Consider the following 14283-nt stretch of genomic DNA (forward strand, 5'->3'; position numbering starts at 1 on the left):
CAACCCATTACGTATTCAACTACTACAAGAAATATAAGCGGAGATGACCCTTGACTGCTGAGATTATCGTTGTCACTTCAGGCAAAGGCGGCGTCGGCAAGACCACCACCAGCGCCTCCCTTGCCACTGGCCTGGCCATGGCCGGCAAGAAAGTCGCGGTGATCGATTTCGACGTCGGCCTGCGCAACCTGGACCTGATCATGGGTTGCGAGCGCCGTGTGGTGTATGACTTCGTCAACGTCGTGCAGGGCGAAGCCACGCTCAAGCAGGCGTTGATCAAGGACAAGCGCTACGAAACCCTGTACGTGCTCGCCGCCAGCCAGACGCGCGACAAGGATGCATTGACCCAGGAAGGGGTGGAAAAGGTGCTCGACGGCCTGTCCGAAGAAGGTTTCGAATACGTCGTCTGCGATTCGCCCGCCGGTATCGAAAAAGGCGCGCATCTGGCGATGTACTTCGCCGACCAGGCCGTGGTCGTGGTCAACCCCGAGGTCTCCTCGGTGCGCGACTCGGACCGCATTCTGGGCCTGCTTGCCAGCAAGACCCGCCGCGCCGAACGCGGCGACGGTCCGATCAAGCAGAACCTGCTGTTGACCCGCTATAACCCGACCCGTGTCGCTGCCGGCGAAATGCTCAGCGTCAAGGACGTGGAAGAAATCCTCGGCATCAGTGTCGTCGGCGTGATTCCCGAATCGGAAAACGTGCTGGCCGCCTCCAACTCGGGCGTGCCGGTCATCCTCAACAACGATTCGTTCGCCGGCCAGGCCTATAGCGACACCGTCGCGCGCGTGCTCGGCGAAGAACGTCCGCTGCGTTTCATCGACGTGCAGAAGAAGGGCTTTCTCCAGCGGGTATTCGGAGGTTGATCGCGATGGGTATTCTTGATTTTCTCAAGCGCAAGCAGGAGCCGACCGCCACGGTGGCAAAGGAACGCCTGCGCATCATCGTCGCGCAGGAACGTTCCACCCGCGGCGCTCCCGACTACCTGCCGCTGCTACGCAACGAGCTGCTGGAAGTCATCAAGAAATATGTCCATGTCGATCTCGAAGCCATCAACATCAATGTCGAGCGCGATAGCGGCCACGAAATCCTGGAATTGTCCGTCGCCCTGCCCGATGGCAAGGTCGAGGCCAAGCCAGCGGGTTGATGTTCAACGCCGGGTGCGCAACACCCGGCGATTCCTTGCACCACGATGACCGATCCATCGCCCATACCCGATGTCATGCGCCTGGGCGAGCTGGGCTTTTCACCAGCAGCCTCCCTGTTGTCCCGCTTCGGCCTGACACTCGTATCCATAGCCGACGGCGAGCCGATTCCCGGCAGTTTCTGGGGCGACGACGAAGCCGGCATCATCGGCCACACCGTTTATGCACGTGCCGACACACCGGTGCATTCGCTGCTGCATGAAGCGGGGCACTTGCTCGTACTGCCGGCGGAACGACGCGGTGCGGTGCATACCGATGCCACCGACTCGATCGAAGAGGAAGACGCCACCTGCTATCTGCAAGTGGTGATGGGCGATGTGCTACCCGGGGTCGGGTCGGCGCGGATCATGGTGGATATGGATCGCTGGGGGTACTCGTTCCGGCTGGGATCGACGCGGGCGTGGTTCGAGGGGGACGCGGAGAATGCCCGGCAGTGGTTGATTGAGCGTGGGTTGCTCGATGGCTACGGCTCGCTGGTTTTTCCTTGATGTTGTGCTGAGAACTTAGAGCCCCCCCTCACCCCAACCCTCTCCCCCGGCAGAGCCGGGAGAGAGGGAGCAAAAAGCGCGCAAGATTCAAACTCACCTCAATGTGCCCCCTCTCCCCTGGCTTCGCCGGGGGAGAGGGTTGGGGTGAGGGGGCGCTCTTGCTCACACCCCATCATTTACCCCAACTCGCCCCCATGCCACGATTGCATAGCTAACCGCACCACTTCAGGCTCCGACGTGCTCAAACTCCTGCGCTCCTCCACCCGCGTCAACGACCAGCGCCGCCGTGCCGCGCAGAGCCTGATGCGTCTGTTGTTCGGCAAACCGGTGACGCAGAGCAACGAGCCGTTGCCCACGACTGGTATCTACAGAATCCTCGTGTGCCATTACAGCCATACGCTGGGCAATGCGCTGCTGCTGACGCCGCTAATCCAGGAGCTCGAGGCCACCTACCCGGGCGCGACGATCGATATCGTCACGCGCAGCCAGATCGCCGATGCCATCTACGGGCGTTATTTCTCGGTGGACCGGCTGTTCAAGCTGCCCTCGCACAGCGCACGCCATCCACGCACGCTGATGCGCCAATGGCGCGCCATTCGCAAGAACCACTACGACCTGGTGATCGACCCCGATCCGCAATCGCAGACCGGGCGCCTGTTGCTGCTGCGTGCACAAGGCACGTACAAGCTGGGTTTCGATAGCCCGAAAAAAAGCGGTAACGTCACCCATGCGGTACCGGTCGCCGATGCACCGACCAGCAAAGGCAAACGCCCGGTATTTCTGCTGCGCGCGGCACTGGGCAAACCGCTCGACGCGCCCTACCCCGTTCCGGATATTCGCCTCAACGACGAGGAACGCTCTCAAGGTCGTGAAGCGCTGCAACGCGTCCTGGGTACCAAAGGCAACGGTAAGCGCATCATCGGCGTGTTCGCCAACGCCACCGGACCGAAGCTGTTGCGCAAAGACTGGTGGACACCGTTCCTGGAAGCTTTCGAAGCCGCGGCGCCGGCATATCAATGCGTGGAGGTCATCCCGGCGTTCGGGCGCTCCTTGTTGGATTCGCGCTATCCGGCCTACTTTTCCAACGACCTGCGCAAGCTGGCCAGCGTACTTTCCGCGCTCGACGCCTATACCAGCGCCGACTGCGGCATCATGCATCTGTCCTGCGCATCGCGCACACCCACGCTGGGTATCTTCAATACCACCAGCGCGGAGGAATGGGGACCGTACGGCGGACACAACCATATCGTCTACGGCTATGACCTGACGCCGGCCGACGTGGGGCGCAAGCTCGCCGCCATGCTCGCCGCCGACGGGGGCTGAAAAAAGCCCGAAACATCGGCTAGCATGAGCAAAAGGGAGATGGCATGCCTCCCGCTTCGCCAGAAGCGAACCACCCCCAAGGGTTGATGATGCCTGCACGACCGGACTTTCCGGGAGCGCAGGCGTGTGCCTGTTTCCATGGAAGTCCGCAGACCTTGCCAGGAGACATGTGACGTGAGTTATAGCGGCTTTTTAGCAGTAGGCATCGGCGGCGTCCTGGGATGCTGGTTGCGCTGGGTGCTTGCGATCCTGTTGAACCCCCTGTTTCCGACGATCCCCCTTGGCACACTCGCCGCCAACCTGATCGGCGGCCTGTTGATGGGTTGCGTGCTGGGCATCTTCGATCACTTCCAGACCTTGCCACTGGAACTCAGGCTGTTCGTCGCCACCGGCTTTCTTGGCGGCCTCACCACGTTTTCGACGTTCTCCGCCGAATCAACGTCGCTACTGCTACGTCAACAGTACCTTTGGTTCGCCGGCCACGTCGCCATACACCTGATCGGCTCGATCACGCTTACCATCGCAGGCATTGCCCTGGTAAGGATGTTTCTGCGTGCTTGAGGAGCACAGCATGGCGTCGACGCCGTCTTTGCTTTTGCCCCGGTAGAGTTCGCCTCGTTGAAGTGAGTGACGCAGATAGCGCTGCGCCGGCCCGAAGCGATCTTTCGATATGAGGCAAGCATGCGTAAGGACTCCCTCAAGCAACGCGCGGCAGCCCTGCTTGAAATCGCCGGTATCACGGTCGACGGCCCTGCACCGACCGACATGCAGGTACATGACGATCGGTTATATGCACGCGTCTTCGCTCACGGCTCCCTGGGCCTGGGCGAGGCGTATATGGATGGATGGTGGGATGTGGGCGATCTCTCGGGGATGTTTACCCGTCTGCTTGCCTCCCATATCGACGAAGAACTCAAGACACTCGACACCTTGCTGGCGCACTTCAAGGCGCGATTTATCAATCTGCAGCGCGGGCCGCATGCTTTCGAGATCGGCCGGGTCCACTACGACCTGGGCAACGACCTGTTTCACGCCATGCTCGGCAAGCGCCTGGTCTATTCCTGCGGCTATTGGGCCGAGGCAACCACACTCGATGACGCACAAGCGGCCAAACTCGACCTGATCTGCCGCAAGCTGCGGCTCAAACCCGGCCAACGTGTGCTCGACATCGGTTGCGGTTGGGGCGAAGCGCTGAAGTTCGCGGCGGAGCATTACGGCATCGAAGGCGTCGGTGTAACGGTCTCGCAAGAGCAGGCTGAATTTGCGCGCGAGTTGTGCAAGGGCCTGCCCATAGAGATCCGCCTGCAGGATTATCGCGAGCTCGACGAGACCTTCGACGCGGTCTTCTCGATCGGCATGTTCGAACATGTCGGTGCACTCAACTACCGCACCTATTTCGAAGTGGCACGACGAGCGCTGAAAGAAGATGGTTTGTTCCTGCTGCATTCGATCGGCAGCAACGGCTCGCCCTCGCGCCCCGATCCATGGATCGAGAAATACATTTTCCCCAATTCGATGATTCCGGCGGCAAGCCAGGTGACCGAGGCGCTGCAGAATCTTTTCGTGGTGGAGGACTGGCACAATTTCGGCGCGGATTACGATCGCACGCTCACCGCATGGCGGCAGAACTTCGATGCCGCGTGGCCAGTGCTGTCGGCCAACTACGACGATCGCTTCAGGCGCATGTGGCATTTCTATCTGGGCGTTTCCGCGGCAGTATTTCGCAGCCGCCGCGATCAATTGTGGCAACTCACGCTAAGTCCACATGGCGTGCCCGATGGTTATCGCGTACCGCGCTGATAGCGCTTCGTGAACGAGGGTCGACGTGCCCGACCAGTCCGGTTAGCCTCGAACGATGTCCCATCCACAAGCGGACATCGTCATCACCGACGTACCTGCGCGGCTCGACCGACTGCGCTGGGGCCGTTTTCATAGCCTGGTCGTCGTGGCGCTCGGCATCACCTGGATACTCGACGGGCTCGAAGTTACGGTTACCGGCTCGATCGCCGGCGCGTTGAAATCCAGTCCCGTGCTTCATCTGACCGACGAACAGGTCGGCCTCGCTGCCAGTTGCTATTTGATCGGCGCGGTGGGTGGCGCATTCGGCTTCGGCTGGCTTACCGACAAACTCGGCCGCAAGAAGCTTTTCAACATCACGCTCGGGCTGTATCTGACCGCGACCGCCTTGACCGCTTTCAGCTGGAATTTCTGGGCCTTTGTGCTGTTTCGCGCACTGACCGGCGCCGGCATCGGCGGTGAGTACGCAGCAATCAATTCGGCAATCCAGGAGCTGATTCCCGCGCGCTATCGCGGCCACACCGATCTTGTGATCAACGGAAGCTTCTGGATCGGTGCCGCGCTTGGCGCACTGGGTGCGGTGGTATTGCTCGACTCGCACTGGCTCCCGGCCGAACTGGGCTGGCGACTCGCGTTTGGCCTGGGCGCCGCGCTCGGCCTGGTGATCCTGCTGTTGCGGCGCTACATACCGGAAAGTCCGCGCTGGTTGATGCTGCACGGTCGCGTCGATGAAGCCGAGCGCATCATGACCGGCATCGAGGCGCGGCTTGGCGTGACGCTGCCGGATGAACCGCTACCGACACTGCGCCTGCGTCCGCGTGAACTGCGCCTGCCCGATGTCGCACGCACGCTGTTTCGCGACTACCCGCAACGCACCCTGGTCACGCTGGTGCTGATGGCTTGTCAGGCGTTTTTCTACAACGCGATCTTCTTTACCTATGCGCTGGTCTTGAGCCGCTTCTACGGTATCGCCGACGATCGCATGGGCTGGTTCCTGCTGCCCTTCGCGGCCGGCAATTTCCTCGGACCACTGTTGCTCGGCCGCTGGTTCGACACGATCGGACGCCGGCCGATGATCGCCATCACGTACGCCATGTCGGGGGTGTTGCTTGCGCTGACGGCGTGGCTGTTCGGGCAAGGCGTGCTTACCGCGCAGACCCAGACGCTTGCGTGGAGCGTGGTGTTTTTCTTCGCCTCCGCCGCCGCCAGCTCGGCGTACCTGACCGCCAGCGAAAGTTTCCCGCTGGAATTGCGCGCTCTGGCCATCGCCTTGTTCTATGCGCTGGGCACGGCCATCGGCGGCGTAATCGGGCCGTGGCTGTTCGGCGTACTGATCGGTAGCGGCCAGCGTATCGCCATTGTCTGGGGCTACCTCGGCGGGGCCGCGCTGATGCTGATCGCGGCACTGGTGGTCTGGCTCTGGGGTGTGGCCGCCGAGCGGCGTGCGCTGGAAGACATTGCCGCGCCGTTGTCGCTGGACGAATCGTAAGGCTTGTCGCGACAACCGACCGCTCCACGATATAGTCCCGGCATGGTCGATAAGGGGAAATCCATGAAGCGCTATGTCGTTGCCTTGGTCGCCTTGCTGGGCGCCTGTTTCAGCCTTGCTACACAGGCCGTGGAGAGCTCGCCCAAACCGGGCAGCTATTTCGATCAGACCGGTCGCGACGACGTGCTCGCCGGCGGCGTGAAGATGATCGAAATCACCACGCCCAAGGGCAAGTTTCACGTCTGGACCAAACGGGTTGGCAACAATCCCAAGCTCAAGGTGCTACTGCTGCACGGCGGCCCGGGCGCCACGCACGAATACTTCGAAGCGTTCGACAGCTATTTCCCCGGTGCCGGCATCGAGTATTACTACTACGACCAGCTCGGCTCGGCCTATAGCGATCAACCCAAGGACGACGCGTTGTGGACCACCGATCGCTTTGTCGAAGAAGTGGAACAGGTACGCCAGGCGCTGCACCTGGACCGCGACAACTTCTGCCTGCTCGGCCATTCCTGGGGTGGCGTGTTGGCGATCGAATACGCGCTGAAATATCAGCAGCACCTCAAGTGCCTGGTCATTTCCGACATGGTCGATTCGATCCCGGCCTATAACGAATACGCCACCAAGGTCCTTATGCCGAAGATGGACCAGGCCAAGCTGGCTGAAGTGAAAAAGCTCGAAGCCGAACACAAGACCGACGATCCGCGTTACATGGATATCCTGATTCCTATGCACTATGAGCAGCATCTGCTGCGCATGCCGCACGATCAGTGGCCCGACCCGGTGAACCGCGCCTTCGGCCATCTCAACGAGCACCTCTATCAGCTGATGCAGGGCCCCAGCGAACTGGGTGCCAGCGGGCGCTTGCTCAACTGGGACCGCAGCAAGGATCTGCATCGCATCGATGTGCCGACACTCGTGATCGCTGCGCAATACGACACGATGGATCCCGCCTACATGGCACAGATGGCAAAGCGCCTGCCCAAGGGACAGTTTCTGCTCTGCCCCAAAGGCAGCCATATGGCGATGTATGACGACCAGCAAACCTACTTCAACGGCCTGATCGGCTTTTTGAAGAACGTCGAGCAACACGACTGATCCGAGGTTCAAGTGCAAAGGTTTTATCGCTTTCTCGCTGTTATCACGCTGTCGTTCCTGCTAGTCACCACAGCGTCGGCCAAGCCGCTGCTGTGGTCGGTCAAGCAGGGCAACACCACGATCTATCTGTTCGGCACCGTGCATCTGCTGCCGTCCGATACCGACTGGATGTCGACCAAGCTCGACGATGCACTCCATCGCAGCCAGCGCCTGAGCATCGAGCTGATCGATGACGATCCGGTCACCATGCAGTTGCTGGTGATGAAATACGGCCTGGACCCTGCGCATCCGCTATCGCAGAAGCTCCCTGCCGCCGACCGGGAAAAGCTCAAGCTGGCCGCGGTCGAAGCGAAGCTACCCCGTGGCGAGCAGTCGCTCGAACCGATGCGACCCTGGTTGGCGGCCCTGGTGCTTACGGTGACGCCGCTGGTTCAAGCGGGCATGGATCCGAGTCAAGGTGTCGACAAGCAACTGAAAGCGCGCATGACGAAGGATGGCAAGCCGGTCGACGGCCTCGAAACGGCCGATCAGCAGTTGCGCATCCTGGCCGGCATGCCCGAGCCGCTGCAGTTGGACATGCTGCGCCAGACCTTCCGCGAAATCGAAGAAGGCCCGAAGAAACTGCGTGAGCTGATCGATGCCTGGAAGAACGGCGACACCCAGGTCATCGCCAGGCTGGAAAGCACCGAGCTTCAGCAGGAAAGCCCCGAGCTCTACAAACAGCTGATCGTCGATCGCAACAAGGCCTGGGCGCAGACCATCGCCAAGCGTCTGCGCGATCCGGCCGGGGGCACCAGCATCATCGCGGTGGGTGCCGGGCATCTGGCCGGTCCCGACAGCTTGCAGAAGCAGTTGGAAGGGATGGGGTTTACGGTGGTGAAGGAGTGAGCACCGGCGCATCCGGTGAGACCTGGGCAAGCCAAAATCCCCTCGATCTGGCACCATCTCCCGGTTAAGGCCGCCCCGCGGCAACCCTATAGCTGACGTAACTTCATGAATCTGCAAGCCAATTACGAACAGATCCCGCTCAAGGAATACGCCGAGAACGCCTACCTCGATTATTCGATGTATGTCGTGCTCGACCGCGCCCTGCCCTCCGTCCGCGACGGCTTGAAGCCGGTCCAGCGCCGCATCATCTACGCCATGAGCGAGCTCGGACTGCCGGCGAGCGCCAAGCCGAAGAAATCGGCGCGCACCGTCGGTGATGTCATCGGTAAATTCCATCCGCATGGCGACAGCGCCTGCTACGAAGCGATGGTGTTGATGGCGCAGCCGTTCTCCTATCGCTATCCGCTGATCGACGGCCAGGGCAACTTCGGTTCGCCCGACGATCCGAAGAGCTTCGCGGCGATGCGTTACACCGAATCGAAGCTGCGGCCGATCGCCGATGTACTGCTGGGCGAACTGGGGCTGGGCACCGTGGACTGGGTCGCCAACTTCGACGGCACCATGGAAGAACCGAGCTGGCTGCCCGCGCGCCTGCCGCACGTGCTGCTCAATGGCTCGATGGGTATCGCCGTGGGCATGGCCACGGATATCCCGCCGCACAACCTGCGTGAAATCACCAGCGCCTGCATCCGCCTGCTGGACGATCCGGATGCCACCGTCGCCGACCTGTGCGAACACGTGCGCGGCCCGGACTACCCGACCGCCGCGGAAATCATCACGCCGCGCAGCGAACTGCTGGCGATGTACAAGACCGGCAACGGCTCGGCGCGTGCACGCGCGGTGTATGAACGCGAAGACGGCAACATCGTCATCACCGCATTGCCGCACCAGGTCAGCCCGTCGAAGATCCTCGAGCAGATCGCCGCGCAGATGCGCGCGAAAAAGCTGCCGATGATCGAAGACCTGCGCGACGAGTCCGATCACGAGAACCCGATCCGCCTGGTGATCGTGCCGCGCTCGAACCGCGTCGACGCCGACGAGATGATGCAGCATCTGTTCGCTACCACGGACCTGGAAAAGAGCTTCCGCATCAACCTCAACATGATCGGCCTGGACGGCCGTCCGCAGGTGAAGGATCTCAAGCGCATCCTCAGCGAGTGGCTGGTCTTCCGTACCGATACGGTCATGCGCCGACTCAACCATCGCCTGGCCAAGGTCGAGCGCCGACTGCACTTGTTGGAAGGCTTGCGCATCGCCTACCTCAATCTGGACGAAGTGATCCGCATCGTTCGCACCGAGGAAGAACCCAAGCCGGTGCTGATGGCGCGCTTCAAGCTGTCCGACGAACAGACCGACTACATCCTCGAAACCAAGCTGCGCCAGCTGGCCCGCCTGGAAGAGATGAAGATCAACGCCGAGCGCGACCAGCTCGAAGAAGAGCGCGCGCGCATCAACGTGTTGCTGAAGTCGCCGGCCAAGCTCAAGAGCCTGATCAAGGACGAACTGCGCGCCGATGCCGCCAAGTACGGCGACGACCGTCGCTCGCCGCTGGTCGAACGTGAAGTGGCGCAGGCACTGGACGAGAGCGCGTTAGTCGCCAGCGAACCGGTAACCGTGGTGCTCAGCCAGAAGGGTTGGATCCGCGCCGCCAAGGGGCACGATATCGATGCCGACGGCCTGTCCTATCGCGAAGGCGACAGTCTACTTGCCGCGGTGAAGGCCCGTACCACGCAACAAATAGCCGTGATCGACTCCACCGGTCGCAGCTATTCCACGCCGGCGCACACGTTGCCTTCCGCGCGCGGCAACGGCGATCCGCTGACCGGCCGCTTCACGCCACCATCAGGCGCCAGCTTCGATGCCCTGGTCGCCGGAGACAACGACACGCGTCTGATCCTCGCGACCAATTTCGGCTATGGCTTCGTCACCCGCTTCGAGGCGCTGACCGGCCGCAACAAGGCCGGCAAGCAGATCATCAGCCTGAGTGACGGCTCCAAAGTGCTGCAGCCGCAGATCAGCACCGATCCGTCGCGCGACCGCATCGTGGTGGTGACGACCGAAGGCCATCTGCTGATGTTCTCGGTCGCCGAGCTGCCGGAACTCGACAAGGGCAAGGGCAACAAGCTGATCGAAATCCCCAAGGCCAAGCTGAGCTCGGGCGACGAGCGCGTTGCCGGCGTGGCCGTGGTCACCGAGGGCAAGGGCGAAGTCACGCTCTATGCCGGACAGCGCAAGCTCACCCTGCGCTGGTCGGACCTGGTCGAATTCGGTGGCAACCGCGCCACACGCGGTGGAGTCTTGCCACGCGGGCTGCGACGCGTCGAGAGCATCCAGACCACTGGCTGATGTCCATACGATGCTCCGTGCCAAACGCACGGAGCATCGCGCACCCGTTGGCACGCTAGCGGAAGTCGCGAAAACCGATAGGCGAGGCATTGCCCGCGGAGTCCAATCCGTAGGCGCAGAACCGCCATGGCGCACCCGACTTGGCAAGTGTCGTCAACATGCCCCGGCGCTGCCAACGATACCCGTCCATATCCTGACAATCCGTCTCGTCCGAAGGACCAAACTTGATCACTGCCACCTGGGTATCGTGATAAGCCTCACGTGCCGTTACCTGCCAGCGATCCTCTTCGTCGAACGGAACATCGATGACAGGCGCCTGGGCAGGCGGGGTATCGTCGATCTTGCGCAATTGCATTGTCGCGTTTGCCACCGATTGCCAGATGTCGCTACCGGCCCGTTTACCCACGGCGCACAGCATGTGGATGCCCTCGACCGGTTGCATCGCTAATGTTTCCAACGGCTGCGTCTCCACTGATAACGGCAGGCCGTAACCCCATTCGTCGGCGCAGATCGTCTCCGTGGCAAGACCCTCCTTGTAACGAATTAACTCGAACTGCGGATCGATAGCCAGATCCCTGCGCGGAACCTGGCAAGCGCCGGCCTCATCCGGAACGCAGGACTGGCTGTCCCATCCAGAGTGCAGCCGCTGCAAAGGGATGCCATCGCCCTGATCGAGCTTGTGTATATCGAGCTCGCCCTGCGGCGTAAGGGCCAACGCCACCGTATCTACTGGGATGTAATAGCTGGCGCCTTCGCGGGCTACGTGCCCCGATCCGGCGACCTCACACGGCCGGCCGGGACCGCATCCTGTATAGCCACGGTCGACCGTAGTGTTGAGTACGCCTACTACCCGGTCTACTCCCTCGGCCATCACGGGAGAACCTGACGTGCCGCCGGATACACCCGCGCAATCGTTAGCTACGGCGTCTTTCCAGAACCACGGCGAGTAGTTTTCGTAGATATCTGTCGGGCGGCGAGCGGAACAAGATGCATAACGCATGAACTTTTCATCCTGCGGGACGCCAACCACAGGAATCTGAACCAGCTCGATCGGCATGCCATCGTAGGATGGCCGCGTCTGCAGGCGCATCGGCGCGACGTTCAATCGACTCAGGTCAGCATAAGTGGCGTCGAGTTCCAGGACGGCAAGATCCCTGTTTTTCATGCTTGCATAAAGCACTCGGGCAACCGGAAAAGACTGATGCTCGGCCTGGGTATCGATGAAGAATGCCGGCGTATAGGTCCAGGACTCAGGCGCAGCCTGGTCGGTAATGACCTCGTTTGTCGTCATCGTGTCCTTGACGCAATGACCTGCCGTAAGAATTAGTGCACGACGATCGGGAGCCGGTTCTGCAGAACCGGCAATTAATGTTGCCGTGCAATGGCTGCCCGCAATCAATTGACCTGCAGCGCGAAAGCGCGATGCCTCGGGATCTGTCGACCTCAACAACCTCGCTTCGCTTTGTTGCCCTTCTGTCTTGTTTAGGTGGCTCTGGGTAGCAGTAGCGGACTGCGCATGGACCGCGATCAAGGCCACTCCCGTCGCTAGCGCCATGACAGCTACGACTCTCTTCTTGAACATGACGACTCCTTCGTCAATTAAAGGCACGTAAGCCTCTCAAACCAAGAACGCCAGCGACGTGACCTTTGACACGTAGATCTGTCAGCCAAATAAGGCTTTTTTAGAGGGCAATAGTTCATAAATGATGTCCTAGCTCGCTGAGACGCCATGTCAGGAACTTCTTAACGCCGCCAGACGTCCAAAGCGCTACGGTGCACGCATTGACGCGCGATGCGTTGAATGCACTGAATCCAAGAGGCAGAACACGATGAACCGAGCCCTGATCGCAATCGCAGTCTGCCTGACGGCGTTGGGCGCACAGGCGCAAAGCGCCACCCCGCCGTTGAATCTGAAGCTACCCAACGACATGCCGCCGGCCATGGCGCCCGCGTCGAGCAGCACAGCGGCCGCCAAACCCAGCTCCGGCGCTACCGCCTCCAGCGATAGCAACAGCACCAAGCCCAAGGATGCGCCTGGCGTGTATTACGGCGACACCAGCGGACGCACCTACCACGAGGACGAGGACCGCGTGGCCGCGGCCCGCCAGGATTGCGACGACGCCACCTACAACAACACCCAGGTCCACGGCAGCGTGGGCATGGGCGTGGTCAGCGGCAGCCACTTCGGCGGCAGCTACCAAACCGGTGACGTCAACTTCACCAAACGCACCGGCAGCTGCGATCACCCGACCGGCGGGGTCAGCGTGTCGATCGGCGTGGGGCAGTTCCACGGGCATTGAACCTGGCCTGATCCCCCCGGAAAGTTCTCAGAAAGAGTCCAGCCCCACACTGGAAGCTCAATCTCAGCTCTTCCCGGTGCCCATGCTCCCTGCCGTCTTGTCCCACGTCGTCGCGCCTAAGGCGGTCCGTTCATGATCGAAAACGTCGAATTCCGCTTCGAAGGCGGACGCGCCGGCGTGCTGCTGATTCATGGCCTGACCGGCACGCCGGCGGAAATGCGCCTGGTCGGCAAGGGCCTGAGCCGGGCTGGCTTTTCCGTGTACGGCATGCAGCTGGCCGGGCATTGCGGCAGCGTCGAAGACCTGCTGAAAACCGGTTGGCAGGACTGGTACGCCAGTGTCGAGGCCGCGGCGGAGAAGTTTCGCCATGAAGTCGACCACCTGTTTGTCGCCGGCCTGTCGATGGGCGCCGTGCTGTCGCTCAAGCTCGCCGCCGAGCGCCCCGAGTGGATCAAGGGCGTCGGTGTCTACGGCGCGACGTTCCGTTACGACGGCTGGGCCACACCCTGGTACAACCGACTGTCGTTCCTGCTGCCGCTGATCGGCAAGTTCGGCATCGGCAAGCACCGGATGGTGCATGAAAACGAGCCTTACGGCATTCGCGACGAACGCCTGCGCGCGCAGGTGGCCGGTCTGATGCTCGGCGGTAACAGCGCCGCCGCCGGACTCCCGGGCAATCCCTGGCCCTCGCTGGCGGAGATGTACAACATGGCCAAGGTGGTGCGCCGCGATCTGCCGCGCGTACAGGCGCCGTGTCTGGTGGCGCATGCGCTCGAAGACGACATCGCCAGCGTCGCCAATGCGCGTCTGGTCGAGGAAGGCGTCTCCGGTCCGGTGGAAATGCTGATGCTCAAAGACAGCTACCACATGATCACGATCGATCGCGAGCGTCGCCTGCTTACCGAACGCTCCGCGGAGTTCTTCGGTCGCGTTGCCGATACGTACAAGCCCGCCGCGCGCGCAGCGGCCTGAGGGCGCGCGCGTGACGCCTCTGGTTGTAGTGCTCTGGCTGCTTAACGTCACCCTCGATACGGTCGGCCAACTCGCGTTCAAGGCGGCGGCCGGCGATCCCAATGCCGGCGATGGCCTGGCGCGCTGGCGCTATATGGCATCGCGGCCATGGATCTGGATCGGCATCGTGTCCTATGTGGCCGAATTCCTGGTGTGGATCGCGTTCCTTTCGCTGGTCGATCTGTCCGAAGGCGTGTTGCTGGGTTCGATCAACATCGTGGTGATCATGATTGCCGGACGCATTCTTTTCCGCGAAAAGCTCACGCCACTGCGCGTGACCGGCATCCTGCTGGTGACGCTCGGCGTGGCCATCGTCGGCGTGGCGGGAGGCTGAGCCG

At 61.7% G+C, this 14283-nt stretch carries 14 protein-coding genes and 1 riboswitch; of the genes, 13 read left to right on the forward strand and 1 reads right to left on the reverse strand.

From position 1 onward, the window contains the following. The first annotated feature begins 50 nt into the window (after positions 1–50). The 10 genes from minD (at position 51) to parC (ending at position 10634) form a co-directional block, all read left to right on the forward strand. Positions 51–866 carry a septum site-determining protein MinD gene (minD, locus tag QMG46_RS20595; protein WP_281849762.1) on the forward strand — a complete coding sequence of 272 codons (816 nt, stop codon included), beginning with the start codon at positions 51–53 and terminating at the stop codon, positions 864–866. 5 nt (positions 867–871) lie between these two features. Further along, positions 872–1147 carry a cell division topological specificity factor MinE gene (minE, locus tag QMG46_RS20600; RefSeq protein WP_281849763.1) on the forward strand — a complete coding sequence of 92 codons (276 nt, stop codon included), beginning with the start codon at positions 872–874 and terminating at the stop codon, positions 1145–1147. 45 nt (positions 1148–1192) lie between these two features. Next, positions 1193–1693 (forward strand): hypothetical protein, encoded by a 501-nt coding sequence (locus tag QMG46_RS20605; RefSeq protein WP_281849764.1) that lies wholly within the window; start codon positions 1193–1195, stop codon positions 1691–1693. 237 nt (positions 1694–1930) lie between these two features. Beyond that, entirely contained in the window at positions 1931–3016 is a 1086-nt protein-coding gene (locus tag QMG46_RS20610; RefSeq protein ID WP_281849765.1) for a glycosyltransferase family 9 protein, read from the forward strand. Between the two features lie 26 nt (positions 3017–3042). Further along, a riboswitch (Fluoride riboswitch) is annotated at positions 3043–3119 on the forward strand. Positions 3120–3190: 71 nt separating this feature from the next. Next, positions 3191–3577 carry a fluoride efflux transporter CrcB gene (gene crcB / locus QMG46_RS20615; RefSeq protein WP_281849766.1) on the forward strand — a complete coding sequence of 129 codons (387 nt, stop codon included), beginning with the start codon at positions 3191–3193 and terminating at the stop codon, positions 3575–3577. Between the two features lie 120 nt (positions 3578–3697). Further along, on the forward strand, positions 3698–4816 hold the full coding sequence (cfa, locus tag QMG46_RS20620) for a cyclopropane fatty acyl phospholipid synthase (RefSeq protein ID WP_281849767.1): 1119 nt from the start codon (positions 3698–3700) through the stop codon (positions 4814–4816). 55 nt (positions 4817–4871) lie between these two features. After that, on the forward strand, positions 4872–6302 hold the full coding sequence (locus tag QMG46_RS20625; protein ID WP_281849768.1) for an MFS transporter: 1431 nt from the start codon (positions 4872–4874) through the stop codon (positions 6300–6302). A 63-nt stretch (positions 6303–6365) separates the two neighbouring features. Beyond that, entirely contained in the window at positions 6366–7400 is a 1035-nt protein-coding gene (locus QMG46_RS20630) for a proline iminopeptidase-family hydrolase (protein ID WP_281849769.1), read from the forward strand. A 12-nt stretch (positions 7401–7412) separates the two neighbouring features. Continuing rightward, positions 7413–8288 (forward strand): TraB/GumN family protein, encoded by an 876-nt coding sequence (locus tag QMG46_RS20635; RefSeq protein WP_281849770.1) that lies wholly within the window; start codon positions 7413–7415, stop codon positions 8286–8288. Between the two features lie 105 nt (positions 8289–8393). Further along, positions 8394–10634: a DNA topoisomerase IV subunit A gene (gene parC, locus QMG46_RS20640; protein WP_281849771.1), complete on the forward strand. Its 2241-nt coding sequence runs from the start codon at positions 8394–8396 to the stop codon at positions 10632–10634. A gap of 55 nt (positions 10635–10689) precedes the next feature. Here the strand turns inward: parC and QMG46_RS20645 are convergent, their stop codons facing one another. Next, positions 10690–12216 carry a trypsin-like serine peptidase gene (locus QMG46_RS20645; protein ID WP_281849772.1) on the reverse strand — a complete coding sequence of 509 codons (1527 nt, stop codon included), beginning with the start codon at positions 12214–12216 and terminating at the stop codon, positions 10690–10692. Between the two features lie 247 nt (positions 12217–12463). On the opposite strand from QMG46_RS20645, the gene QMG46_RS20650 reads away from it, so the two are divergent. The 3 genes from QMG46_RS20650 to QMG46_RS20660 all read left to right on the forward strand — a co-directional run bounded on the left by QMG46_RS20650 (position 12464) and on the right by QMG46_RS20660 (position 14279). Then, entirely contained in the window at positions 12464–12934 is a 471-nt protein-coding gene (locus QMG46_RS20650; protein ID WP_281849773.1) for a hypothetical protein, read from the forward strand. Between the two features lie 132 nt (positions 12935–13066). Further along, on the forward strand, positions 13067–13906 hold the full coding sequence (locus tag QMG46_RS20655; protein ID WP_281849774.1) for an alpha/beta hydrolase: 840 nt from the start codon (positions 13067–13069) through the stop codon (positions 13904–13906). A gap of 10 nt (positions 13907–13916) precedes the next feature. Then, positions 13917–14279, forward strand: a complete 363-nt coding sequence (locus QMG46_RS20660) for an EamA family transporter (RefSeq protein ID WP_281849775.1) — start codon at positions 13917–13919, stop codon at positions 14277–14279. Positions 14280–14283: the final 4 nt, after the last annotated feature.

Source organism: Dyella sp. GSA-30, from assembly GCF_027924605.1.
Lineage (GTDB): Bacteria > Pseudomonadota > Gammaproteobacteria > Xanthomonadales > Rhodanobacteraceae > GSA-30.